Here is a 23832-nt window from a genome sequence, read left to right on the forward strand (position 1 = left end):
TTATACACTAAAAATATTATTTTTTCAAGTGTTTTTGGAATAAAAAAAGCGCGTATTTGCGCCGATTTCCTGAGTTTTGTATGCTGGTTTCTCCTGAAAAATTATGGTGTTAAAGTCTAAAGACGGGCCTTGTAACTTCATTATCGTGATTTATATAATGTATCTCCTTTTTTTATTGGATATTCATGTCTATAAAGAAATACATGATTATAATGTATTTTTTTAATATGTTTTAAAAAATATGTATAACAAATAATTTATGCATCCAATATTTAAACAACCGTTTACGGTTGGTTTTTTTTTGTGTAAAATAAGGTTTAAGGCAAAGAATATTATATATAGAAAAAAATGCAGAGGTATGATGATGAACAATGAGAAGCTAATGATAATCGATGGGAACAGCATTATAAACAGAGCATTTTACGGGCTTCAGGGCAAGCAGCTTCTGTCCACCTCCGACGGGCTGTATACAAATGCTGTTTATGGGTTCATAAACATTTTATACAAGTACCTTGAGGAGGAAAATCCCGAATATTTATGCGTGGCATTTGATTTGAAGGCCCCCACCTTCAGGCATAAGGAGTTTGAAGGCTATAAGGCCAACAGGAAGGGAATGCCTCCCGAGCTGGCTATGCAAATGCCTGTGCTCAAGGATGTGCTCGATGCGATGAATATTGTAAGGCTGGAGATGGAAGGGTATGAGGCGGATGACATAATAGGCTCTGTTTCTGTATGTGCCGAGAGCGTGGGGATGCAGGTTGTAATTGTGACGGGGGACAGGGATTCGTTCCAGCTTGTGACCGATGCCACGCGCGTGAAGATGCCCACCACCAGAGCAGGAAAAACAGAGACGGATGAGTACGACAAAGCCAGAATACTTGAGAAATACGGGGTATCCCCGTCAGAGTTTATAGATGTTAAGGGGCTTATGGGGGACCCGTCCGATAACATACCCGGTGTTCCGGGAATAGGGGAGAAAACTGCTTTAGATCTCATACGAAGCTTCGGAAGCATTGAAAATATATATGAAAATATTGAAAAGGTGACTAAAAAGGGTATCAGAGAAAAGCTTGAAAAAAACAGGGATATGGCTGCTTTAAGCAAAAGGCTGGCTGCAATAGACTGTGCCATGCCTGAGATATGCAAGGTGGTTGATTTAAGGAGAAGAGACTTTGACAGAGAGAGGCTTTATGACTTGTTTAAAAGGCTGGAATTCAAAAAGCTCATAGAAAAGTTCGGTCTGGGCGAACAGCAGAGTGAGGCACTGCCTGTGGTTCAAAAAGAAATAGCTGTTATAGACGATCTTGACGGGTTAAAGCTCCTCAAAAATAAAATTATATCCTCGGATCACTGCGCTGTTGTATACCTGCTTGACAAGGAGGATGGCTTTAAAAAGAGCCTTGCGGGAGCGGCCTTTTGCTGGGCTGAGAATGAGAGTGCGTATGTAAGCTTAAAAAGCGGATATCAATTGACAGACGTGAAATATATTGAAGAGAGCGCCTTTCTGGATGAATTCAGGGATGTGCTTGAAGACCCGGGTATTAAGAAATACGGACATGAAATGAAGGACTTCATTTTGTACCTCAAAAGAAAAGGCATCCAGCTTAAGGGATTGGATTTTGATACCATGATAGCTGCATATGTAATTAATCCTTCAAAGGAAACGTACAGGATTTCAGAGCTGGCGCAGCAATACCTTGCAGTCAATATCGGGTCAATAGAGGAGCTTTCAGGCAAGGGAAAAGCCTTTGTATCCTTTTTCAATATGGAGCTGGGGAAAATATCCTCTGCGGCGGGGTTGTATGCGGAGGCTTTGTTTAAGCTTATAAAGCCTGTCGGAGAGGTGTTGGAGCAGAATGGGCAAAGGGAGCTTTACTATGATATAGAGCTTCCGCTCATTGAGGTTCTGGCAGATATGGAATACCGGGGCTTTAAAATAAACCCCGGCTATCTTAAGGAGTTTTCGGCGGAGCTTGAGGAAAAAATAAGCGCGCTGACGAAGGGCATATATGATATGGCCTCCGAGGAGTTTAATATAAATTCTCCAAAGCAGCTTGGAGTAATACTTTTTGAAAAACTGGGGCTTCCGGTAATCAAAAAGACAAAGACGGGCTATTCCACCGATGCCGAGGTGTTGGAGCAGTTGTCGGACAGGCATGAGATTATATCACTCATACTTGAGTACCGGCAGCTGGTAAAGCTTAAATCCACTTATGTGGAGGGGCTTCTGAATGTAATAAACCCAGAGACCGGAAAAATACACTCCAGCTTTAATCAGACGGTAACGGTAACGGGAAGGATCAGCAGCACTGAGCCCAATCTCCAGAATATACCGGTGAAGCTTGAAATGGGGAGAAAAATAAGAAAGGTTTTTGTGCCAAGCGACGAAAGCTTTGTGCTTTGCGATGCCGACTATTCTCAGATAGAGTTGAGGGTTCTGGCGCATATAACCGGCGATGAAAATATGATTTTGGCATTTGAGAACAATGAGGATATTCATGCAACCACTGCCTCACAGGTATTCGGAGTGGCTAAGGAGGAGGTTACCTCCTTAATGCGCGGCAGAGCCAAGGCCGTTAACTTTGGTATAGTTTATGGTATAGGAGACTTCAGTCTTTCAAAGGATCTGGGAATAACCAGAAAGGAGGCCAGAAGGTATATAGACGGATATCTGGAGAAGTACCCCGGAGTGAGGCAATATATGCATGATATAGTACAGCAGGGAAAGGAAGGCGGCTTTGTTGCCACACTGTTCGGCAGGAGGAGGTATTTGCCCGAGCTTAAGTCAAGTAATTTCAATATGAGGTCATTCGGAGAGCGTATAGCCATGAACACACCCATACAGGGCAGTGCGGCGGATATCATAAAGATAGCCATGGTAAAGGTGTACAATGAGCTTAAAAGCCGGGGCCTCAAATCAAGGCTTGTTTTGCAGGTGCATGATGAGCTGATTATTGAAGCGGACAGGAGTGAAATTGAGGAAGTGGAGGGCATTCTCAAGGAAAGCATGGAGGGGGCCGCAAGCCTGAAGGTGCCTCTTAGCGTAGAGGTAAAGACGGGGAGCACATGGTATGAAACAAAATAGCATTGCATATATGAATGATAAAAGAGGAATTTTAAGGATAATAGGTATAACGGGGGGTATAGGAAGCGGTAAAAGCAGCGTATCCGCCATACTTTCGAGCCTTGGTGCGAGAGTTGTTGACGCCGATCTGCTTGCAAGAGAGGCTGTCGGAAAGGGCAAGGGCACGCTTACGGAAATAGTTCAGGCATTCGGAACGGGAATACTGGACAGTGAAGGCGGGCTGGATAGGAAAAAGCTCGCGCAACTTGTGTTTGGAGATAAGGAAAGACTGAGTGATTTGAACCGCATAGTCCACAAGGCAGTTACCGAAAACATTATCGAAATAGTTACCGAGGCTGTAAATGGGGGTGAGGGAGGAATTCTGGTTTTAGATGTCCCTATCCCGGTTGAGCATGGGTTTATTGATGTGGCCGATGAGATATGGGCGGTAGTGGCAGACATGGACGCGAGGATAAAAAGAGTAATGGCAAGAAGCGGGATGTCATATCATGAAGTAATGGACAGAATAAACTCACAGATGAGCGATGAGGAATATATGAAAATAGCCGATAAGACGGTATACAATAACGGAAGCATTGAGGATTTGACACAAAAGGTTTTAAAACTATTGGATTAAAGGTGATATTTTTGAAAAAAAGTTGCTATATAAGTTTTAAATCAATAGCTTTTATCGCGGTTGTATTGGTAGCTGTAGCGTTTATTATAAATAATTCATCGGTGGTTTTGAAGCAGTTTTATCCGATAAAGTATAAGGAGCAGGTTTACAGGTATTCGGAGAAAAGCAATGTGGACCCGCACCTTATTTTTGCCATTATTAAAGCTGAGAGCGGGTTTGACCCGGACGCCGTATCCAGAAAGGGAGCCAGAGGCCTTATGCAGATTACCATAGAGACAGGCTGCTGGGCTGCGGATAAGCTCAAAATGAGCGAATTTAACGAAGACGACCTGTATGACCCCGATATAAATATACAAATAGGGTGCTGGTATGTTGCATGGCTTATGAAGCAGTTTAACAATGACACTGATCTGGTCATTGCAGCCTATAACGGAGGCAACGGCAATGTGAGCAAGTGGCTTAAAAACAAGGAGTTCAGCAAATCGGGGCAGACTCTTGAAAAGATTCCGTTTAAGGAGACCGACAGGTTTTTAAAAAAGGTAAAGAATAACTACTCAAACTACAAAAAACTTTATGAGAGGGGATCGTAAAATGGACGAAAGCATTGTATACGAAAGGGACCTTTTGTATCCTACCGATGGCGCGTTTGATCCGGGAAGTATTCATGTGGAGCTGCATAGTCCCAGAAAGAAGGGGATACCTGTGGTAATAGAGGGCAAGACCCCTCATTCACCTTTAAAGTATATCAAATGCATAATACAGATACTCCAGAGCGACATATTTGACAGAATAAATGTAAATGTCAAAACCGACACAACGATATACATAAGGATTAACAGCTTTATAAGGGATGAATGGCCCGACGGGACGCTTATTGAGGCGGCGTATTCGGGTGACGAAATACAATTCAACGTCACTGACAGCGTTAAATAAGTTATAAAACCAATAATGCATAGCAAAATAAAGCGGAACGCCAGACTGTGTGAAAACTATTTTGAGTGAAATTTCAAGCTATAATTCTTGCAAAAATGTAGCGGAGGAATCTTGGGGACGGATTCGTCCGCTTCCGCAGCGTAGCGAAGGACCGAAGGGAAAGCGGAGGAACCGTACCCCATGATGCCGCAGCGGTGGCGGGCTGCAGCTTTTCTCGCTCATTACATTATAAGCTGCGCCCTACGGCGCGGGCAACAGGCTCAAGCTCTTTCATAAGCTGGGCAAATTTTGAAGGGCGGAGGGACTGAGGGCCGTCGCACAGTGCGGCAGCCGGGTCGGAATGCACCTCTATAATCAGCCCGTCTGCTCCTGTGGCTACCGCACCCTTTGAAAGAGCAGGGACATATTTCCATGTTCCGGTGGCATGGCTTGGGTCTACTATTATGGGAAGGTGCGAGCTTTCCTTCACTACAGGTATTGCACTTAAGTCTATTGTATTTCTCGTGGCTGTCTCATATGTTCTTATTCCCCTTTCACATAATATTATGTTGGGGTTTCCGGCCGCCATTATATATTCCGATGCCATAAGCCATTCCTCTATGGTTGCGGACAGGCCTCTTTTCAGAAGCACAGGCTTTTTTGTCATACCCACCTCATGAAGAAGACGGAAGTTTTGCATATTCCTTGCGCCAATCTGTATTATGTCCACATATGATGCCACAAGCTCGACATCGCGGGTGTCTACCACCTCGGTCACAATTTTCATACCTGTCGCTTCCCGTCCCGCCGCCATTATTTTAAGTCCGTCCTCCTCAAGCCCCTGAAAGGCATAGGGAGATGTGCGGGGCTTAAACGCTCCTCCGCGAAGAATTTTGGCCCCTGCCTCCTTTACCTTTAACGCTGTCTCAATAAAAATCTCTTCATTCTCGATCGCACATGGCCCCGCGATGACAACTACCTCATCGCCTCCTATCTTGATATCTCCCACCTCTACTATGGTGGGAACATGCCGGAGTTCACGCCCCGCAAGCTTATAGGGCTTCATTATGGGCACAAGGCTCTCTACTCCCGGCATTGTCGATATGGAGTGAGTGTTTAAAAGGCGCTTATCTCCGATGGCTCCTATAACAGTTTTAACCTCGCCGAATATAGGATGAGTGCTGAACCCAAGCTCGCACAGCTTGTGCTCCACCTTGTCTATTTCCTCTTTTGTAGCAGAAGCTTTCATGACAATAATCATTAAAATAATCCCCCTTAATGTTTAATTTACGGACAAAATAAAAACTCTCCGCCCAAAACATGCTATTGTTTTGGGACGAAGAGTATAATCCACGCGGTACCACCCATATTGGCTTAAATAAATAAGCCCTCTTAAAAGTATGTACGGGAAAAATAAAATTCCGATACACCCCCTCTTTTAACGGCGAGGACTCCGGTTTAGCCTACTAAAAGCTTTCAGCCAACAGCTCTAAGGAGAACTTCAATTATCTTACCCCTGCCAGACTTTCACTGCCACCGGCTCGCTTTAAAGAATATTATGTGATAATTTACTTTTCCTTTTCATTGCATTTGGAAATTTAGTTTTTTTAATGATAACACGTGCAAAAATATATGTCAATATACTAAGTAAAAAATTTACGACACTTTACAATTATATAACTTAAATGGACATATTTTAAAGATGGGAGAAGGGGCATATATATTATACCGGGAAAATATTTGTTTTAGTAAGGGGGACAGCCATGCGCGGAAGACAGAAGAGCGGAGGAGATGTATTGATAATTAAAAAATATTCCGGCAGAATACGCAAGGATAGGCTGCTGTATAAGCTGATAAGGCTTCTTGCGGCAAACATAGATCCGGGAGGGGAATAGAAGGCTATGGACAATACATGCAATGGGATTAATAGAATAGGGGTGTATGTAAGGGAGAGCAGGGATGACAATGAGGAAAACTTTGAGACTATAGAGACTCAAAGGGATCTTCTCATGGATTATGTGAAAAAAAACGGCATGGGAATGCTGGTTAAGGTATACATAGATGACAATGTATCGGGCTCGGGCTTTGAAAGAAGGGGCATTGAACAGCTTAAGCAGGATGTGGCGGAACGAAATATTGATATGGTAATCATCAAAGACCTCTCAAGATTGGGTAGAAATAATGCCAAAACCCTTCTGTTTCTGGACTATCTGGAGGAAAACGGGGTGAGGGTGGTTACCTTTGACGGAAAGTATGACAGCTTGAGGGATAATGAGACTGTGGGGATTGAAACCTGGTACAACGAGAGGTATATAAGGGACATTTCCAGAAAGATACGCTCAAGCTTGAAGTTCAAAATACAGAAGGGTGAATATATCGGTCATGCGCCGTATGGCTATACCAAAAGCGGAGAAGAAAAAAACAGGCTTTGCGTGGACCGGGAGGCTGCTGGGGCAGTCAGGGACATATTTGCAATGTATTCACAAGGGTACGGCTATGCATATATTGCAAAGCAGCTTAGCGGTAAGGGAATACCTACACCGGCGTCGGGAGGGGGAAGGCGCTGCGGAACGGGCAAATGGAGCGCGGTTGCCGTCAAACGGATAATATGCAATCCCGTATATAAAGGAGTCACCGTGCAGGGAACCACAGAAAGGCTGAGCTTTAAGAGCAAAAAGACCAGAAGGCTTCCCCCTGAAAAATGGGTTGTAACTCCCGGAACCCATGAGGCAATAATAGACGCGGAAAAATTTGATGAGGTGCAGTCGGTAAGGAGCCTTAAAAACGCTTGCAGAGGATCTCATAAGGGAACTATTCACCTTTTGAGAGGAATGATATACTGCGGAAAATGCGGAAGCCCCATGCTTGCCAGAAAAAGAAAGGACAGGGGAATGGGATATATATGCAGCCGCTATGCAAAAGAGGGTAAAAGCTCGTGTACAAGCCATTATATAAATGAAGGTAAAATTTCTCGCATGCTGTGTGAGGAGCTGATAAATATGCTGACCTGTGCTACCGCAAAAGACTCTGCCTGCAAAATGCTTGAGGAGCTTCTTGGTGGAGGAATGGAGGAGATAGGCTCAGAGTTGTACAGAATGGAGGAGGCTCTGTCCACCAAAGGCCGACAGCAGGATTTATTGTATATGGATAAGCTGGAGGGGAAAATATCCGAGCAGTTGTTTTTGAGAATTAATTCAAATATTGAAAATAGAATTGCTTATTTGCAAAGCGAAATAAATACACTAAGGAATAAAAGCCAAAGAACCTTTGACTGCTTTGAGGCCATGAATAAAATAATACGGTCTGTGCGCGAAAACGGCATAAATAACGAGATAGTAAAGGCTATGGTAGAGAGAATTGACGTTTATGACATTGAGGATAAACTCCCGAGAGGCTCTGGCCCGGAACTTGAGCAGTTTCCACCATGCCTCCATAAAAGAGTTGTAGTCATTGAGCTTAAAGCCGAAGCAGGCTTTTAATAAAAGCTGTACTTTTTATTCCTCGATAAGATCGAGAGTAAAGCCGCAGTCCTCACATGTGTATACCACTGTCAGTCCGTGAAATTTGTTGTTGCTTATTTCCGCGTGAATCAGCCCCCCGCAGGAGCATTTTTTAGGATGATGGGAAAGGTAGTTAGCATAGCCTGTCTGATCTGAGTTTTCTGCACAAAGGTTAATGGTCATATCCGTCATGGTACATACCTCCTTCTGCAATATGGGTTGTGTATTAATTTTAATACATAACCCATAAAAATACAATAGGTTTACAATAAAAATTTGAAAACCGCGGGCGTTTCATTGATAAATTTCACTTGGTAAACATAATAAGGTTTATGTTTGACGCTGCGCCATTATAAGTAGTATAATAAAAATAATAAAAATCTTCCTAAGAAGTATATTTATTTAAAAAAATATGTATAATTAAGGAAGTGAATCAAAACATTACAAATAATATGGTTGGAGGATTACTATGAGGAAGTTTAGCAGAATCTTTGCAGTTTTAGCAGTAGCAGTATTTACATTATCCATGCTTGTAGGATGTTCGTCGGATGAAATTACAGTATTCGATGCTTTAAACAAAATGTCGGACATAAAGTCAATGGAAACAGATTCGGTAATTACCTTTAAGATGGATGTATCAGGCATCTCTGAGGAGGAAAAGGCTTTAAATGGAGGAATAGTTACTGCTTTGAATGGCTCAAAGCTGGATATAAGCCAAAAAATAATCCGAAATGATAAAAAAACCGTAGCAAAGCAGCAGGCTGGCATGAAAATGGATTTTATGGGTATGCAGATGAATATGGGCGTATGGGCTGATGTCAACCTTGCCGGTGACAAGCCTAAAATAAACCAGATAATAAGCATACCTCCCATATTGACAATGTCCATGCCGGAGCAGTTCAGAGGAAAGCAATACATGGTGATGGATTTTGAAAACATGCTCAGTGAGACTGATATGCCTTCGGATTACCTGAAGAAGTTAATGAATTTGGGCAGGGAGTTTGAGCCAAAGCTCACAATGATATTGAAAAATTACATATTGAATGTTAAGGATGCTCCCAAGCTTATAACTGCAAAGGGCAAGGGGGCAATAAACGATAAGGAAGTAAGCGTATATCAGCTTAAGCTCGACGATGCGGCGTTTAAGACGTTGCTTGGAACAACTGTAAATGACCTTTCCCAGAGAAAGGATGTTATGAGCTTTATAAATGAGCTTGCACATGCCGCTATAGAAACGGCAGCCTATGAGGATCTTGATGTTGACACCGCAAAGGCTGAGTTCGACGAATCCTTCGAGATGGTTCAAGATCAAATTCCCGTATTCCTTGAAGAATTCAACAGAGTGATGGAGGTCTTTAAGGACGTAAAAATAATAGGCGATAAGGGCGTTGTTGTTGATTATTTTATAGACAATAACGGGTATATAATAAAACAAAATTTAAGCATTAATATTGTAGTTGATGCCGCCGCGATTGAGAAGGCTATGAATGAGGTAACGGGAAATGATGCGGAGTCCTATGCTCAAGGCGTTTATAATCTGGAAATCGATGTTAAAAGCGACACCAAAAACATTAACAAGCCAGTAAATATAGAATTTCCCAAGGTTAATGCCGAGAACTCCTTTAATTACAGCGAGTTTATGAATAGCACAGCTGAATTTTAGCCTTTAGAAGCACAGAAATAAAAAAATGCCGGGTGCGGCAAAGCACCCGAGCATTTTTTTTTAACATTTGAAGCATATTGCACTTTTGCTTTGGAGCATATATAATTTTATATGTATTTTTAGGAAAGGTTAAAAAACACCGCTAGAAAAATAAAACTTGGCTGATGTTCATTTTTTAAGTTTTAACTGTAAAGAGAATGGTTTAAACGCTCTGATAATGCCGGACTTCATTGGCCGGCATTGCCAGAGCACCGTGCCTTGTTTATTAAACAAGCCTTATTGCAGAGAGCTTTTATAAACAACATGGTTTAGACAGCTCTTAATTAAAAATATTTCCGTTTTAAAGCATTTTTATACCTCTTTGGAAATGTTTTTATAGTTGAAAGCTAAAAATTAAAAACGAATTAATAAAAAGATCTTAATTCATACAGACCAAGGGGGCAATTTATGAGGCTTGTAGGGGCAAAATCCTTGACCGCAGGCGACGTGCTGGCAATGCCTGTTCTTACTTCAAGCGGAAAGACCATCTTAAATTCCGCAGTGGTGCTTACCGACGCATATATTGATAAGCTGAGGCAATTTAAGATATATAAGGTTTACATAGATGATGGAAGGTTTGATGATGTAGAATTAATGGAGAACCTTGATGCAAGAACAAAAAATAATGCAATGCAGGTAATAGAGGATACATATGAGCGTGTTCAGAAGTCAAAGGAAATAGACGAATATCTTATAAAGGACATTGCAAAAGAAATTATTGAGTATGTACGGGGGTGCAAGGACAAAGGAATAAGCCTTCTTGCCGCCGATGTGGTCGATAATTACATAACCCGGCATTCTCTTAATGTGGCGATTTTCACAGCATATCTGGGGAGCAGGATAAATTATAATTACAATATGCTTTGCGATTTGGTTACAGGCGCCTTGATTCATGATATGGGGAGAGAGAACATAAGTGAAGAAAGCCCCGAGCATGTCCAAAAGGGGTTTGACGCCATGAGGAGGTGCAGGGGCTTAAGCCTTCATTCAGCTATTGTTTGCTATGAGCACCACGAAAATTTCAACGGCACGGGATATCCGCGAAAGCTCAAGGGATCATCCATATCGGAGTTCAGCAGAATTATCAGAGTTGCCGATGTGTACGACAATGTACTGCATGGCTACCACAACAACAATGTTTCTGTAATGCCTCATCAGGCCTTTGAGTATGTGCTGGCGCTTTCGGATAAGATACTTGATCCTGAATTTGTACAGTTGTTTCGGGATACCATCGTGTTTTTCCCTAATGGATGCACCGTATTACTCAGCAATGGGCTTAAGGGGGTTGTAATAAGACAGAATCTCGGAAGCCCGCAAAGGCCGGTAGTGAGAATTTACAATGATTCAAGTGTAATAGGCGAGGTTGACCTTTTTAAAAGCCTTACCTTGTTTATAAAGGAAGTAATAGTGGTTTAGCGGCCTTGGCGGTGCATAACGCTCCACAAGCGCATTTAAAGAGAAAGTGCTATAACAAATACAAGCCGGACGTAGGCCCCCGCAGCCTGTGTCCGGCTTGCACTTGTTAAGCAATTTATCCCTTTATGAGCTTATCCATCAGAGTGTGGCCCTCTTCAATGAATATTCCGCTTTTTTTAGCCTCAAACTCGTCATAGCCCTCTATTATGGCAGACGGCTTTTTTAGGCTCTTTTGATAAAGAATAAACGGAACAGGCTCGGGAGTATGGGTTCTGAGAGACAACGGTGTAGGGTGGTCGGGCAGCACAAGTATTCTATAGTCATCGTACTTTTCCATCCCGTCCATCAAAGGCTTTACTACCTGCTCGTCAATCAATTCTATTGCCTTGACCTTGTTTTCTATTTCATACCTGTGCCCGCATTCATCGGGAGCCTCTATATGCACATATACGAAATCCCGGCCCGATTCCAGTTCCTTTAAGGCCGCATGTGCTTTGCCGGCAAAATTGGTATGTATATTTCCTGTCGCGCCCTCCACATCCACAGACTCAAGACCCGCGCACAGTCCTATGCCCTTTATCAGATCCACAGCGGAAATTACCGAGCCCTTAATGCCGTATTTTTCATGAAACTCAGGAATGGCTGGCTTTTTACCCTCACCCCACAGCCATATTGAGTTGGCTGGCCGAAGGCCCCTTTTAATTCTGTCTCTGTTTACGGCATGATCCTTTAAAAACGCGCTGCTTTCAACCATCATGTCGAGAAGAAGCCTTCCGTATTCTCCTTCTGGAAGGTAGCGGGTTATTTTTCTTTCAAGTATATCATGAGGAGGAGTAAGATTCAGGCCCTCGGGGCCGTTTGTCCAGATCATGCAGTGACGGTAGCTGATTCCCGGATAAAAGACAATGTCCTTTGTTTTAAGGTGATGATTAACAGCTTCAATTAATTGTGCCGATTCCTCGGTTGATATTTCATCTGAGCTGTAGTCAATCATTACCTTGTCAGAGTAGCTTGGTTCATCTGACAGTGTAACCAGATTGCACCTGAAAGCAACGTCACTTTCAGAAAGCTCAATTTGCATGCTTATGGCCTCCAAAGGGGAACGGCCTGTATAATATAATTTGGGGTTATATCCCATAACCGACAGGTTTGCGGCATCGCTTCCCGGAGGGATGCCATCGGGGATTGTCTTTACCATGCCCGTTTCGCCATGCTTTGCAAGAAAATCGATATTGGGCTTTTTTGCACACTGAAGAGGAGTTTTATTATTTAACTGAGGCATTGGGTAATCTGCCATTCCATCTCCCAGAACAACTACATATTTCATAAGCCTGCCCTTCTTTTCGTTTATATTTGGATAACACATATGTTTATTTCACCACCAAATATTATAGCAAAATTCGTAAGCTGTGCAAACATTAAAAATAATCATTGTTCCCATTTGTGCTATTTGGCAGACCCATAAGGATTTCTTAAAATAAATTGCAAATATGTACAGCGGGAGTTATAATATGCTTAACTATATAGAAACAATATCGCTGTGGGAAAGAATTTTTGGGAGTGATTTAAATGGCTGATAGAATGGAAGATTTCAGGAATCAACTTAAGGAAAAGGGTTATAAGCTCACAATGCAAAGGCAGGCTGTTCTGAATTCAATAATTGAACATGAGGGAGAGCACTTAAGCACTGAGGAAATATATGAGCTGGTTAAAAAAAATCATCCTGAGATAGGACTTGCCACAGTATATAGAACCTTGCTGCTGTTAGACAGAATGGAGCTTGTTTATAAGCTTGATTTAGATGACGGGTGCAGCAGGTATGAGCTCAATAAGGATAATGAGGACCACAGGCATCATCACCTTATATGCACCGAGTGCGGTTCGGTAGAGGAGGTGCAGGAGGATTTGCTTGAGTCCCTTGAGGAGCAGATTCTTCAAAAGAACGGCTTTATAATAAAGGATCACAGGGTGAAATTCTATGGGTGCTGCAAAAAGTGTATCGAGCTTCTGAGGAAGCCGTAATAGAAGCTAAAACAGCGTTTTGAAAAAAATTAAAGATTGGCTTGCACACATTGATATATAGTAGTATATTAATGTGTGCAAGGATTTTAGATTGCCTTAAGGCTGGTTTGTGGGGTAGACATAATATGATAAGCGGATATAAAATTGTAGATGGACATGTTCACACATATGCGACAGACAAGATTGCACACAGGATTATTCAGGCATTTAATGAAATTTACGACATTAAATTTGAAAATCCCGGTACGGGAAGTATAGAGGATGTTCGGAGTAACATGAATAAGGAGGGTATAGACTATACGGTAATGGCCAATTTTGCCCCTCCTAAGATTCTTCATAAAAATAATCTCTGGAGCCTTGAAGCATCAAAAAATAATAAGGGCTTGGTGCCTTTAGTAAGCTTTCATCCCGAAATGGAGGGAGCTTTAACGGAGCTTTTGGAAGACTATATTGAGAGAGGCGCAAGGGGTATAAAATTTCACCCTATGGCTCAGGGCTTTGAGCCGGGGCATAAGGGCATAGAGAGTATATATGATTTTTGCAATGAGACAGGCTTTCCAATAGTATTTCACTGCGGAAGGGTATCTAATGCCAGATTGAATGAATATTCGGATCTTGATATGATTTTGCCTCTTATAGAGAAATATAAGGAAATTCCTTTTGTCTTAACCCATATGGCTGATGGGGACAGGCAGGCTGTTGTGAGCTTGTCACGCAGCTACGATAATGTTTTTTTTGACACATCTATTGTAATAACGGGCTATCCTTCAATTATGGATGTTAATGAGCCAAGCTGGCTGGATGACCAAACTGTTATTGAAACGGTAAATGAAATAGGAGCACATAGAATGCTTTTTGGCTCCGATTATCCATGGGGAAGCCCGGGGCATGACATTAAAAGGTTTTTAAAAATGAATCTGAGCAGGCAGCAAAAGGAATTGATTTTGGGACTGAATTCCATAAAGCTTTTTAAGATTGAATGAATATCTTATATAAAGGCTTACGCTGTTTAACGTGCACAAAAAAAAAGTTTTTTTTTGTGCATACCTATATTGAAAATGAATAAAAAAAGTAATATACTAAAAAATAGTTCGGTTAAATCCTTGTCAGTTCTTCACAATGAGGTGGGGCTTGATTTACAGAAGCATCTTATTGTATCAGGGAGTTCATGCTTAATCCATAGGGAATGTCCTTAGGTGCGGCTTTTAATTGGAGGAGTTCTGTTAATAATATCTTCAGTAATTTAGAGGTATAATAATTTTATGGTTAATTGGGTGTTTGTATGACAAAAATTTAACAAAATACGCTATTACTATTAATCTTGGTTAATCTTAAAGGGAATTAACATATAACTAATTAATTTAGACAAAAGGGAGAGAAAGATATGGAATCGGCTAAATCAAAAGGAAAAGTTGTTATAATAGGCGCAGGATTTGTAGGAGCTACGGCAGCATTTTCGCTTACTATGAGTGGTATGGCATCTGAACTGGTGCTTGTTGATGTGTTTAAAGAAAAAGCAATGGGAGAGGCAATGGATTTAAATCACGGACTGTGCTTTATGGGGCAGATGTCAATATCCGATGGACATTACAGCTCGGTAAAGGATGCCGACATTATAATAATTACCGCAGGTGCGGCACGTAAGCCCGGCGAGACAAGGCTTGACCTTGCAAAGAAGAATGTTGGCATTATCAAGGACATGGTTCCTAAAATAATGGAGCATTACAATGGAGGGGTAATCCTTGTTGTCTCAAACCCTGTGGACATATTGACGTATATGGTTCAGAAATTATCAGGGCTTCCTGTGGGCAAGGTTATAGGCTCGGGGACTGTTTTAGACAGCGCCAGATTCCGCTATCAGATAAGCAAACATGCGGGAGTAGACGTAAAGAATGTTCACGGGTATATAGTGGGAGAGCATGGAGACAGCGAAGTTCCGGCATGGAGTGTAACCCACATAGCAGGAAAGAGAATGCAGGATGACACCTCACTGGATAAAGAGCTTATATTTCAGGAGGTTAGGGATGCGGGTGCCAACATAATCAAGTATAAGGGTGCTACTTATTACGGCATCGGTGTTTCCATTACAAGGATATGCGAAGCCATTCTTAAGGATCAGAATTCAATACTTACGGTAGGAAGTGTAATAGACGGGCACTACGGCATTAATGATGTGGCTTTGAGCGTACCCTCGATTGTAAATAAGGAAGGACTCGTAAGCCTGTATGACGTTAATTTCAGCGAGGAAGATCTGGTGGCGCTTAGAAAGTCGGCAGATAAAATAAAAGAGGTGCTCGAACAGGTTAAATAATTAACACTTTAATACTGCTTTAAAAAGCATTTAAAAAATAAACCCATGCTCTGCAAAACCCGATGTTTCCGGCTTAAGATATCTTTGCCCGGGAAAGAACGGCATTTGTACAGACCAAGGTTTATTTTTTTATATAATTGTAGTATATTAATACTTGAGACTTTTTGTAACAGCGATATATTATTATAAATACGGAGTGGAATTTATGCTGCATGAGTTTTCAAGAACAGAGATGATAATAGGGGCGGAGGCCTTAGACAGGCTTAGAAGAAGTAAAATTGCGGTATTTGGAATCGGAGGGGTGGGAAGCTTTGCAGTGGAAGGTCTGGCACGCTCGGGGATAGAAAAATTTGTGCTTATTGATGACGATTGCATATGTCTTACAAATATAAACAGGCAGCTTCATGCCACCAGAAAGACAGTAGGCAGGCCCAAGGTGGAAGTGATGAGGGAAAGAATAATTGACATCAACCCCAGAGCTGAGGTAATAACGCATCAGAAATTTTATCTTCCTGACACCGAGGACGAGCTTATACAGGAGGACCTTGACTATATTGTTGATGCGATAGATACCGTCACCGGCAAAATAGGTCTTGTTTTGGCGGCAAAGCAGCGGGACATTCCCATTATAAGCTGCCTTGGTACAGGCAACAAGCTTGACCCGACAAGGCTCGAAGTTTCGGATGTTTTTAAGACATCCGTATGCCCTCTTGCAAGGGTTATGAGAAAGGAGCTCAGGCAAAGGGCGGTATCCTCCTTAAAGGTTGTGTATTCAAAGGAGGAGCCCATAAAGCCTGTAGAAACAGAGACTTCAAGCTGCAGCAGCAAATGCATATGTCCTCCCGGCACCGCGAGAAAGTGCACTGTTCGGCACCAGATTCCCGGAAGCATTTCTTTTGTTCCTTCGGTTGCGGGGATGATTATAGCGGGTGAGGTAATTAAGGATATTATGAGGGGCGGCAATTCTATGCAGTATTCAAGTGATGCCGCCGGGAAGGGCTAAGGGATCAGTGTTATGTTCAACAAACGTATCGGAATATTTACAGGACATTTTGGAAGCGGTAAGACTGAGGTGGCTGTGAACTATGCTTTAAAGCTCGCGGAAAAGGGCTGTAAAACGGCTATAGTGGATTTTGATATAGTAAACCCGTATTTCAGAACTGCAGATGCAAGGGAGCGCCTTGAAAGCAGGGGAATATATGTGCTTGCACCGATGTATGCAAACACAAATGTCGATGTACCGGCACTGCCTGCCGAAATAAGCGCCATATTTGAAAAAAAGGAATACAGGGTTGTATTTGATGTGGGGGGAGATGACTTAGGAGCGAGAGTGCTTTCCAGATACAGGAATGAAATTGGGGAAGACGACTATGAAATGTTTTTTGTTATTAATATAAAAAGGCCCATGACAGACACAGTCCGCAAAATCTGCGATATGGCGGAAGAAATACAGTATTCTTCAAGGCTTAAAATCACCAGCCTTGTAAACAATACCAACCTGCTTGGAAAAACCACCTTTGAGCACATTGAGGAGGGGCATAGGATGATATCCGAGGTTTCGGAAAAAATGAATATACCTATAGGCTTTACAAGCTTGATAGGAAAAAGCGGGGAGGAATTGGAGATCCGGGCAGGAGCGGAGATACTGAGGATGGAAAAGCTTATAAAGCTGCCATGGGATTGAATACCAGCAAGAAGCATTAGAGCATTCATAAAAGTTATGTAATGTTAACTTTCCGTAGTAAGACCGGCTACTAAACGGATAAACAGATTGATATTTAACCGGGACTACCATATAATATTAAATATAGGGTGATGTGTTAATGAAGATTTATATGGACGTTTGCTGTTTCAACAGGCCATTCGACGACCAAACTCAGGATAAGATACGAATTGAGAGCGATGCCGTACTCGCTATTTTGTCAAAATGTATATCAGGAGAATGGCATTTGCTATCAAGTGAAGTGCTTGATATTGAAATTGAAAACACTCAAGACGAATGGAAAAAGAGTAAGGTCTATGAGCTTTATAACCTGGCAGAAGAAAAAATAATGTTAAATGATAAAATAATAAAGCGGGCATATGAAATTCAAAGCTTTGGTATTAAATCATTTGATAGCTTACATGTGGCTTCGGCTGAATATTCAAAAGCAGACATATTTCTGACCACTGATAAAAACTTGCTGCGTATGGCAGGACGGTTAAAATTGGATATCATAATAGTAAATCCATTGAATTGGTTTATGGAGGTGGATGAAAATGAGTAGTATGGCAAGAGATTTAGGTACTATACGCAAGATGGGCATTAAGGCTCTAACAGAAAAGCTTGGTCCTGTGGGTATGGTTGAATTTATACGGCAATTTGACTCTGGTTACGGCGATTATACCAAAGAACGCCATGAATGGCTTGATAACATAGACATTAAGACAATCGTAAAACAAGCTGAGGCGAAAAGGGACAGATAATACCTGACTTGCAAATAGAAAAAAAGAGTTTTATAATAAATTAGTGCCCTGTAATAAAAATTTATTCCCAGCATGCAGGGCATTAGTTGTGTGTTTAATAAGCTTTTACCTGTGTTTTATAGACTTAACACGCGGTAGCTTTGCGGTTTTACGGTTAAAGCCGGGAATTTTTAAGGACAACGATTAAAGACTATAAAGTGAGGGATATTATGGCAAGGGTAATATTTAATGAAGAGATGTGCAAGGGCTGCAAGCTCTGTACAACGGTATGTCCTAAAGGCATTGTTGTTATGAAAAACGACAAGCTCAACCTTAAGGGCTTTCATCCCGCCGGGGTCGAGGACATGGAAAAGTGCATAGGATGTGCATTTTGTGCGACTATTTGCCCTGATTGTGTAATTGAGGTTGAAAAGTAAAATAGTTTGGATTGATTCTTGCGTGAGCATTGTAAGGGGGATATATGATGGGAGAAAAATTATTAATGAAGGGGAACGAGGTAATTGCGGAGGCTGCTTTAAGGGCCGGCTGCAGGCACTATTTCGGATACCCTATAACGCCTCAGACTGAAATAGCACACTATATGGCAAAAAGGATGCCTCAGGTCAATGGCACTTTTGTTCAGGCTGAGAGTGAGGTTGCGGCCATAAATATGGTTTATGGAGCGGCGAGTGCAGGGGTGAGGGTATTGACATCTTCATCAAGCCCCGGTATAAGCTTAAAGCAGGAGGGGCTTTCATACATGGCAGGCGCGGAGCTTCCTGCTGTGGTAGTAAATATAGTGAGGTGCGGCCCGGGGCTTGGAGGAATACTTCCGGCACAGTGTGATTATTTTCAGACTGTGAAGGGAGGAGGACATGGAGACTACAAGATATATACTCTGGCTCCGTGCAGCGTACAGGAGCTTTATGAACTGACGGTAGATGCCTTCAACATTTCCGACAGATATAGAATTGTCACAATGATAATGGGTGACGGTATCTTGGGACAGATGATGGAAGCTGTTGAGTTCAGGGACGAGCATGAGGAAAAGGTCATTCCCTATGATAAAGACTGGGCCACAACAGGCACACAGATGAAGAGAGATAAAAATGTCGTTACTTCAATATATATAAATCCTGAGGTTTTGGAAAAGCATAATCAGAAGCTTCAGGCCAAATATGCAACGATAGCACAGGAGGAGACAAGAGTTGAGGTCTTTAACTGTGAGGAGGCTGATATTATAGTGACTGCCTTCGGCACCGTTGCAAGAATTGTTAAAAATGTTATAAAGCTGGCTGAAAAGGAGGGCATTAAGGTTGGGCTTATAAGGCCTATTACACTGTGGCCCTTTCCTGACGCTGCTTTCCGGCAGTATAGTGAGACTGCTAAAGCTTTCCTTTCTGTGGAGATGAATGCCGGGCAGATGGTGGAGGATGTAAGATTGGCTGTTAACGGTAAAAGGCCGGTTTACTTTTATGGCAGAATGGGAGGCATGGTGCCTGCTCAAAGTGAGATATTGAACAAAATAAAAGAGATACTTGCAAAGTGAGGATGTCTTTACGGAAGGGGAATTGAAATGGCTGTAGCTTTTAAAAAACCACACGCATTGGCGGATGCTTCAATGCACTATTGCCCGGGGTGTACGCATGGAATAGTACACAGGCTTATAGCCGAGGCCATAGATGAGCTTGGGATAGAGGGTAAGACGATAGGAATTTCTCCTGTCGGATGCACCTATAATAATTATGAATATTTTAATTGCGACATGGTCCAGGCGGCTCACGGGAGGGCTCCTGCCGTGGGTACGGGGGTTAAAAGGGCAAATCCCGATAATGTAGTTTTTACTTATCAGGGAGACGGAGATCTTGCTGCCATTGGTACTGCCGAGATAATACATGCTGCGGCAAGGGGAGAAAATATCACTACCATATTTGTAAACAACGCAATATATGGCATGACAGGAGGCCAGATGGCTCCTACCACCCTGCTTGATCAGGTCACAACCACCTCGCCTTATGGAAGAAAGCCCGATATAAACGGCTTCCCCATAAATGTCTGTAACATGATATCAACCCTTGAGGGAGCTGTTTTTATTGAAAGGGTTTCAATGCATGACATAAAGAATATAATGAATGCTAAAAAGGCTATTAAAAGAGCCTTTGAGGTTCAAATGGCAAAGAAGGGCTTCTCTATTGTAGAGGTTCTGTCCTCCTGCCCTACAAACTGGGGGATGTCCCCTGTAGAGGCTTTAAAGTGGATAAATGATAAAATGGTTCCTATATATCCGCTTGGAAATTTTAAGGGTAAGGATTTGGAGGTGTGACATGGGTATTCAACAGGATATTATCATAGCCGGATTCGGCGGACAGGGAATTCTGTCGGCGGGAAGGCTTTTGGCATACGCAGGGATGCTTGAGAACAAGAATGTATCATGGCTGCCGTCCTACGGCCCTGAGATGAGGGGCGGAACCGCAAACTGCAATGTCATCATTTCGGAGGAGCCGGTGGGCTCGCCCATTTTAAACAGCGCAACAACACTGGTGGTTATGAACGGACCTTCTCTGGACAAGTTTGAAGGAGTGGTGGAAAAGGGGGGCATTATAATTATAGACAGCTCCCTTGTTGACAGAAAGGTAAAAAGAAGTGATGTGGAGGCTTGTGAAATTCCTGCCACAATGATGGCATCGGATATGGGAAACCTCACATATGCAAATATAATTATGCTCGGCAAGCTTATTGCCAAAACGGCAATAATAGACAAGTCCAATTTTGAGAAGGCTCTTATCAAGGTTTTACCTCCTAAAAAGCATTATATGATTCCTGAAGAAATGAAAGCCTTAGAGCTGGGAATGAGCTATTAATAACAAAAAGAAACGGCGTTGATTCTACTAGAGAATCAGCGCCATTTCTTTTTGTTTTAAATATAATGTAAAATTAAAAATTCTTATACCTTAAACAGCATTTCACCATAAGTAGGCAATGGCCATATGTCTGCATCAACGATAGCTTCAAGCTTATCGGCCGCAGCCCTCAGCTCGCCCATTTTCTTGAACACATCAAAGGTGTAGAAATAAGCCTGGCTGTATGTGTCACCGTGAAGGTTTGAAGCCTTTTCAACCGAATCCTCAAGTATACCTATTTCCTTCTTTAAGGAAGAAGCAAGCGAGGAAGCCTCTGTAAGCAGCTCTGACTGTGCGCTTATGTCCGCTGCAATTCCGGTGGACTTAATGAAATTAATTGAGCCGGCAAGCTCTGAAGTAAACTTAATTGCTGCGGGAAGAATCTCACGCTTTGCCATTTCAAGAGTAGTAAGAGCCTCTATATTAATTGTCTTTATATAATGCTCAAGGGAAATTTCATACCTTGACTGCATTTCAACTCTGCTAAGTACGGAATGCTTCTCCATTACAGCAAGGTTTTTCTCACTAATCAATGCCTTTATTGACTCAACAGTAGTGCGGATGTTGGGAAGTCCCCTCTTTTCAGCTTCCTCAACCCATTCGTCGGAATAACCGTTGCCGTTGAATATAACCCTCTTATGGTCTTTAACAATTTCGGTAAGTATCGACTGAACTTCAGAATCAAAGTCACTTGCCTTTTCAAGCCTGCTGGCTATAATGCTGAGCACTTCGGCAACAATAGTATTGAGAGTAAAGTTAGCCGCTGCAATTGATGCTGATGAACCTACCATTCTGAACTCAAACTTATTTCCTGTAAACGCGAAAGGCGAAGTTCTGTTTCTGTCTGTAGAATCCTTAGGAAGAGCGGGAAGGGTGCTGACTCCTATTTTTAATTCTCCTCCCTGCTTGCTGCTGGTGGCACCGCCGTTTTCAATCTGCTCAAGTATGTCGGAAAGCTGTTCTCCCAAAAATATTGATATAATAGCCGGAGGCGCTTCGTTTGCACCAAGACGGTGATCGTTGCCGGGGTTTGCGGCAGCAACCCTGAGAAGGTCGGCATACTCGTCTACAGCCTTTACAACAGCGCACAGGAATACAAGGAACTGGGCATTGTCATGGGGAGTAGAACCGGGCTCCAATAAATTTTGACCTTCGTTGGTACCCATTGACCAGTTATTGTGCTTGCCGGAACCGTTTACGCCGGCAAAAGGCTTTTCATGGAGCAGGCATACAAGGCCGTGCCTTAAAGCAACCTTCTTCATTAACTCCATTGTAAGCTGGTTGTGGTCTGTGGCAATATTGGTAGTGGTGAATATCGGAGCCAGCTCATGCTGAGCGGGGGCAACCTCGTTATGCTTTGTTTTAGCCGATATGCCTAATTTCCACAGCTCTTCGTCAAGCTCCTTCATGAAGCAGGAAATTCTCTCCTTTATATTGCCGAAGTAATGATCCTCAAGCTCCTGACCCTTAGGAGGCTTTGCACCGAAAAGCGTTCTGCCTGTGTAAATAAGATCCTTGCGCTTGTCATACATTGACTTGTCAATTAAAAAATACTCCTGCTCGGGGCCAACAGTAGTGATAACATTTTTTGCGGAGGTGTTTCCGAATAATTTTAAAATACGCATTGCCTGCGACGATAAAGCTTCCATTGACTTTAAAAGAGGGGTTTTCTTATCCAGTGCCTCTCCTGTATAGGAACAAAAGGCTGTCGGGATGCAGAGCGTACCGTCCTTTATGAAAGCGGGAGAGGTGCAGTCCCAAGCGGTATAGCCTCTTGCTTCAAAGGTTGCTCTCAATCCGCCTGAAGGGAAGGATGAAGCGTCGGGCTCACCCTTTATGAGCTCCTTGCCGGAAAACTCCAAAATAACCTTACCGTCTGATGTCGGGCTTATAAAGGAGTCATGTTTTTCAGCGGTGATGCCTGTCATGGGCTGGAACCAGTGAGTGAAATGAGTGCAGCCCTTTTCTATAGCCCAATCCTTCATTGCGTTTGAAACTACCTCTGCAACTGCGGGATCAAGAGCAAGACCTTCATTGATAGTCTTCTTCAAAGCTTTATATGTTGACTTGGGAAGACGCTCTTTCATTACCGCGTCGTTAAAAACATTTGAACCGAAAAATTCACTTAAATTGCTCATTTTTATATCCCCTTTCTAAAATGAAAATAATTATTAATTAATTTATATTGCGGAAAAATAAAAAAAGCGCATCAAAATAAATTTGAAACGCCTTTGTCCGTCTAAAATTAAATAAGTTTAAAACGCCATTGTTTAAACATTTTTATTTTTCTCAATATATATACTAACGTTTTTTTATTAAAAATGCAAGTTTTAATTTTAAAAAATTCATAAAATTTATGCTTTTATGGATTTTATTATCTGCTTTAAATTAAAGAAGGAAAGCAGGCGGATAATATAATTTAAGTCATATATATCTCCTGTGGGCTGCCTCCACGCATACAGTCGGTGTCTTCATTTGTGCAGCCGCTGTAGCTGTGCCGGTGCATACAGCCTTGCTCAACAAACCCTTCTATTTTATGCACATGCCCGTTTTCTGTCTTTATAGGCAGCCCTGTAATTGCACAATAGTAATGAGTGTGGGAAGCATATGAACAAGTTCCTCTTAAATAGTGAAAATGTACTGCATTAAAGCCCAGCATACTTTCGGTGTAGCCGCACATTCTGTGCTTATGGCCGTTTTCGGTATTAGTCTCAAGCTTGTACATGTGCAAATGATAATGCATTTTAAAGCTCCTTTCCGTATACACTAAAAGAAATTTCATTTTTATTTTCTGAAAAATAAAATTTTTCAGACTAATGGGAAAAACCTCCGTATATACTGTGGGATGAAAATTTTGTCCGGCAAATATGTAAAGTCCGTATTGAGGTTATAAGTATAAATTGTGCAAAATAATATGTTTTAT

At 42.1% G+C, this 23832-nt stretch carries 24 protein-coding genes and 1 other annotated feature; of the genes, 19 read left to right on the plus strand and 5 right to left on the minus strand.

Annotated elements, in window-relative coordinates:
- Positions 1–361 precede the first annotated feature (361 nt).
- From polA to DFR58_RS11930, 4 genes are read left to right on the plus strand one after another with little or no spacing between them, the layout of a single operon-like run.
- A complete protein-coding gene (gene polA / locus DFR58_RS11915) occupies positions 362–3085 on the plus strand; it encodes a DNA polymerase I (RefSeq protein WP_479722741.1) in 2724 nt (907 codons plus the stop codon).
- Positions 3072–3701, plus strand: a complete 630-nt coding sequence (coaE, locus tag DFR58_RS11920) for a dephospho-CoA kinase (protein ID WP_242987578.1) — start codon at positions 3072–3074, stop codon at positions 3699–3701. The genes polA and coaE overlap by 14 nt, the downstream gene beginning before the upstream one ends.
- Positions 3702–3712: 11 nt before the next feature.
- The gene (locus tag DFR58_RS11925; RefSeq protein ID WP_242987580.1) at positions 3713–4291 is read left to right on the plus strand and encodes a lytic transglycosylase domain-containing protein; all 579 of its coding nucleotides are present in this window, start codon (positions 3713–3715) and stop codon (positions 4289–4291) included.
- 1 nt (position 4292) lies between these two features.
- On the plus strand, positions 4293–4634 hold the full coding sequence (locus DFR58_RS11930; protein WP_114298081.1) for a hypothetical protein: 342 nt from the start codon (positions 4293–4295) through the stop codon (positions 4632–4634).
- Between the two features lie 226 nt (positions 4635–4860).
- Here DFR58_RS11930 and aroF read toward each other — a convergent pair whose 3' ends face one another.
- The gene (aroF, locus tag DFR58_RS11935) at positions 4861–5874 is read right to left on the minus strand and encodes a 3-deoxy-7-phosphoheptulonate synthase (protein WP_114298082.1); all 1014 of its coding nucleotides are present in this window, start codon (positions 5872–5874) and stop codon (positions 4861–4863) included.
- Positions 5875–5942: 68 nt separating this feature from the next.
- Positions 5943–6207: a binding site (T-box leader), on the minus strand.
- A 169-nt stretch (positions 6208–6376) separates the two neighbouring features.
- Here aroF and DFR58_RS22505 point away from each other — a divergent pair.
- Positions 6377–6508, plus strand: coding sequence for a hypothetical protein (locus tag DFR58_RS22505; protein ID WP_278278810.1), 132 nt, complete (start codon positions 6377–6379; stop codon positions 6506–6508).
- Positions 6509–6514: 6 nt separating this feature from the next.
- Entirely contained in the window at positions 6515–8092 is a 1578-nt protein-coding gene (locus DFR58_RS11940; RefSeq protein WP_114298083.1) for a recombinase family protein, read from the plus strand.
- Positions 8093–8107: 15 nt separating this feature from the next.
- Here DFR58_RS11940 and DFR58_RS11945 read toward each other — a convergent pair whose 3' ends face one another.
- Positions 8108–8305: a hypothetical protein gene (locus tag DFR58_RS11945; RefSeq protein WP_114298084.1), complete on the minus strand. Its 198-nt coding sequence runs from the start codon at positions 8303–8305 to the stop codon at positions 8108–8110.
- 277 nt (positions 8306–8582) lie between these two features.
- Between DFR58_RS11945 and DFR58_RS11950 the strand changes: the two genes are divergently transcribed.
- Positions 8583–9776, plus strand: a complete 1194-nt coding sequence (locus DFR58_RS11950) for a hypothetical protein (protein ID WP_114298085.1) — start codon at positions 8583–8585, stop codon at positions 9774–9776.
- A 447-nt stretch (positions 9777–10223) separates the two neighbouring features.
- Positions 10224–11231 carry an HD-GYP domain-containing protein gene (locus DFR58_RS11955; protein ID WP_114298086.1) on the plus strand — a complete coding sequence of 336 codons (1008 nt, stop codon included), beginning with the start codon at positions 10224–10226 and terminating at the stop codon, positions 11229–11231.
- A gap of 115 nt (positions 11232–11346) precedes the next feature.
- Here the strand turns inward: DFR58_RS11955 and DFR58_RS11960 are convergent, their stop codons facing one another.
- Positions 11347–12558 carry a cofactor-independent phosphoglycerate mutase gene (locus DFR58_RS11960; RefSeq protein ID WP_114298205.1) on the minus strand — a complete coding sequence of 404 codons (1212 nt, stop codon included), beginning with the start codon at positions 12556–12558 and terminating at the stop codon, positions 11347–11349.
- A 242-nt stretch (positions 12559–12800) separates the two neighbouring features.
- Between DFR58_RS11960 and DFR58_RS11965 the strand changes: the two genes are divergently transcribed.
- The 11 genes from DFR58_RS11965 to DFR58_RS12015 all read left to right on the plus strand — a co-directional run bounded on the left by DFR58_RS11965 (position 12801) and on the right by DFR58_RS12015 (position 20870).
- Positions 12801–13253: a Fur family transcriptional regulator gene (locus DFR58_RS11965; protein ID WP_114298087.1), complete on the plus strand. Its 453-nt coding sequence runs from the start codon at positions 12801–12803 to the stop codon at positions 13251–13253.
- A 125-nt stretch (positions 13254–13378) separates the two neighbouring features.
- Positions 13379–14236 (plus strand): amidohydrolase family protein, encoded by an 858-nt coding sequence (locus tag DFR58_RS11970; protein ID WP_114298088.1) that lies wholly within the window; start codon positions 13379–13381, stop codon positions 14234–14236.
- Positions 14237–14637: 401 nt separating this feature from the next.
- Positions 14638–15564: an L-lactate dehydrogenase gene (locus DFR58_RS11975; protein ID WP_114298089.1), complete on the plus strand. Its 927-nt coding sequence runs from the start codon at positions 14638–14640 to the stop codon at positions 15562–15564.
- Between the two features lie 205 nt (positions 15565–15769).
- Positions 15770–16567, plus strand: coding sequence for a tRNA threonylcarbamoyladenosine dehydratase (locus DFR58_RS11980; protein WP_114298090.1), 798 nt, complete (start codon positions 15770–15772; stop codon positions 16565–16567).
- Positions 16568–16579: 12 nt separating this feature from the next.
- Entirely contained in the window at positions 16580–17248 is a 669-nt protein-coding gene (locus tag DFR58_RS11985; protein ID WP_114298091.1) for a CpaE/TadZ family protein, read from the plus strand.
- A 151-nt stretch (positions 17249–17399) separates the two neighbouring features.
- Positions 17400–17831, plus strand: a complete 432-nt coding sequence (locus DFR58_RS11990; RefSeq protein ID WP_242987581.1) for a PIN domain-containing protein — start codon at positions 17400–17402, stop codon at positions 17829–17831.
- Positions 17824–18030 (plus strand): hypothetical protein, encoded by a 207-nt coding sequence (locus DFR58_RS11995; protein WP_114298093.1) that lies wholly within the window; start codon positions 17824–17826, stop codon positions 18028–18030. The genes DFR58_RS11990 and DFR58_RS11995 overlap by 8 nt, the downstream gene beginning before the upstream one ends.
- Positions 18031–18239: 209 nt before the next feature.
- The gene (locus DFR58_RS12000; RefSeq protein WP_114298094.1) at positions 18240–18446 is read left to right on the plus strand and encodes a 4Fe-4S dicluster domain-containing protein; all 207 of its coding nucleotides are present in this window, start codon (positions 18240–18242) and stop codon (positions 18444–18446) included.
- Between the two features lie 47 nt (positions 18447–18493).
- Positions 18494–19558: a 3-methyl-2-oxobutanoate dehydrogenase subunit VorB gene (locus DFR58_RS12005; RefSeq protein WP_114298095.1), complete on the plus strand. Its 1065-nt coding sequence runs from the start codon at positions 18494–18496 to the stop codon at positions 19556–19558.
- Positions 19559–19585: 27 nt separating this feature from the next.
- The gene (locus DFR58_RS12010) at positions 19586–20332 is read left to right on the plus strand and encodes a thiamine pyrophosphate-dependent enzyme (RefSeq protein ID WP_114298096.1); all 747 of its coding nucleotides are present in this window, start codon (positions 19586–19588) and stop codon (positions 20330–20332) included.
- Between the two features lies 1 nt (position 20333).
- On the plus strand, positions 20334–20870 hold the full coding sequence (locus DFR58_RS12015; RefSeq protein ID WP_114298097.1) for a 2-oxoacid:acceptor oxidoreductase family protein: 537 nt from the start codon (positions 20334–20336) through the stop codon (positions 20868–20870).
- Positions 20871–20953: 83 nt separating this feature from the next.
- On the opposite strand, the gene DFR58_RS12020 is transcribed toward DFR58_RS12015, so the two are convergent.
- Together DFR58_RS12020 and DFR58_RS12025 are read right to left on the minus strand one after the other, a co-directional pair.
- On the minus strand, positions 20954–23047 hold the full coding sequence (locus DFR58_RS12020) for a glutamine synthetase III family protein (protein ID WP_114298098.1): 2094 nt from the start codon (positions 23045–23047) through the stop codon (positions 20954–20956).
- Between the two features lie 281 nt (positions 23048–23328).
- Positions 23329–23652: a YmaF family protein gene (locus tag DFR58_RS12025; RefSeq protein WP_114298099.1), complete on the minus strand. Its 324-nt coding sequence runs from the start codon at positions 23650–23652 to the stop codon at positions 23329–23331.
- Positions 23653–23832 lie beyond the last annotated feature (180 nt).

It is taken from the genome of Anaerobacterium chartisolvens (assembly GCF_003337415.1).
Classification (GTDB): Bacteria; Bacillota; Clostridia; order Acetivibrionales; family DSM-27016; genus Anaerobacterium; species Anaerobacterium chartisolvens.

What these genes read in the sequence shown, in the direction of transcription:
- polA (WP_479722741.1), top strand. Translation starts at nt 362, where the DNA reads ATGATGAACAATGAGAAGCTAATGATAATCGATGGGAACAGCATTATA.
- coaE (WP_242987578.1), top strand. Translation starts at nt 3,072, where the DNA reads ATGAAACAAAATAGCATTGCATATATGAATGATAAAAGAGGAATTTTA.
- DFR58_RS11930 (WP_114298081.1), top strand. Translation starts at nt 4,293, where the DNA reads ATGGACGAAAGCATTGTATACGAAAGGGACCTTTTGTATCCTACCGAT.
- aroF (WP_114298082.1), bottom strand. Translation starts at nt 5,874, where the DNA reads ATGATTATTGTCATGAAAGCTTCTGCTACAAAAGAGGAAATAGACAAG.
- DFR58_RS22505 (WP_278278810.1), top strand. Translation starts at nt 6,377, where the DNA reads ATGCGCGGAAGACAGAAGAGCGGAGGAGATGTATTGATAATTAAAAAA.
- DFR58_RS11940 (WP_114298083.1), top strand. Translation starts at nt 6,515, where the DNA reads ATGGACAATACATGCAATGGGATTAATAGAATAGGGGTGTATGTAAGG.
- DFR58_RS11945 (WP_114298084.1), bottom strand. Translation starts at nt 8,305, where the DNA reads ATGACGGATATGACCATTAACCTTTGTGCAGAAAACTCAGATCAGACA.
- DFR58_RS11950 (WP_114298085.1), top strand. Translation starts at nt 8,583, where the DNA reads ATGAGGAAGTTTAGCAGAATCTTTGCAGTTTTAGCAGTAGCAGTATTT.
- DFR58_RS11955 (WP_114298086.1), top strand. Translation starts at nt 10,224, where the DNA reads ATGAGGCTTGTAGGGGCAAAATCCTTGACCGCAGGCGACGTGCTGGCA.
- DFR58_RS11960 (WP_114298205.1), bottom strand. Translation starts at nt 12,558, where the DNA reads ATGAAATATGTAGTTGTTCTGGGAGATGGAATGGCAGATTACCCAATG.
- DFR58_RS11965 (WP_114298087.1), top strand. Translation starts at nt 12,801, where the DNA reads ATGGCTGATAGAATGGAAGATTTCAGGAATCAACTTAAGGAAAAGGGT.
- DFR58_RS11970 (WP_114298088.1), top strand. Translation starts at nt 13,379, where the DNA reads ATGATAAGCGGATATAAAATTGTAGATGGACATGTTCACACATATGCG.
- DFR58_RS11975 (WP_114298089.1), top strand. Translation starts at nt 14,638, where the DNA reads ATGGAATCGGCTAAATCAAAAGGAAAAGTTGTTATAATAGGCGCAGGA.
- DFR58_RS11980 (WP_114298090.1), top strand. Translation starts at nt 15,770, where the DNA reads ATGCTGCATGAGTTTTCAAGAACAGAGATGATAATAGGGGCGGAGGCC.
- DFR58_RS11985 (WP_114298091.1), top strand. Translation starts at nt 16,580, where the DNA reads ATGTTCAACAAACGTATCGGAATATTTACAGGACATTTTGGAAGCGGT.
- DFR58_RS11990 (WP_242987581.1), top strand. Translation starts at nt 17,400, where the DNA reads ATGGACGTTTGCTGTTTCAACAGGCCATTCGACGACCAAACTCAGGAT.
- DFR58_RS11995 (WP_114298093.1), top strand. Translation starts at nt 17,824, where the DNA reads ATGAGTAGTATGGCAAGAGATTTAGGTACTATACGCAAGATGGGCATT.
- DFR58_RS12000 (WP_114298094.1), top strand. Translation starts at nt 18,240, where the DNA reads ATGGCAAGGGTAATATTTAATGAAGAGATGTGCAAGGGCTGCAAGCTC.
- DFR58_RS12005 (WP_114298095.1), top strand. Translation starts at nt 18,494, where the DNA reads ATGGGAGAAAAATTATTAATGAAGGGGAACGAGGTAATTGCGGAGGCT.
- DFR58_RS12010 (WP_114298096.1), top strand. Translation starts at nt 19,586, where the DNA reads ATGGCTGTAGCTTTTAAAAAACCACACGCATTGGCGGATGCTTCAATG.
- DFR58_RS12015 (WP_114298097.1), top strand. Translation starts at nt 20,334, where the DNA reads ATGGGTATTCAACAGGATATTATCATAGCCGGATTCGGCGGACAGGGA.
- DFR58_RS12020 (WP_114298098.1), bottom strand. Translation starts at nt 23,047, where the DNA reads ATGAGCAATTTAAGTGAATTTTTCGGTTCAAATGTTTTTAACGACGCG.
- DFR58_RS12025 (WP_114298099.1), bottom strand. Translation starts at nt 23,652, where the DNA reads ATGCATTATCATTTGCACATGTACAAGCTTGAGACTAATACCGAAAAC.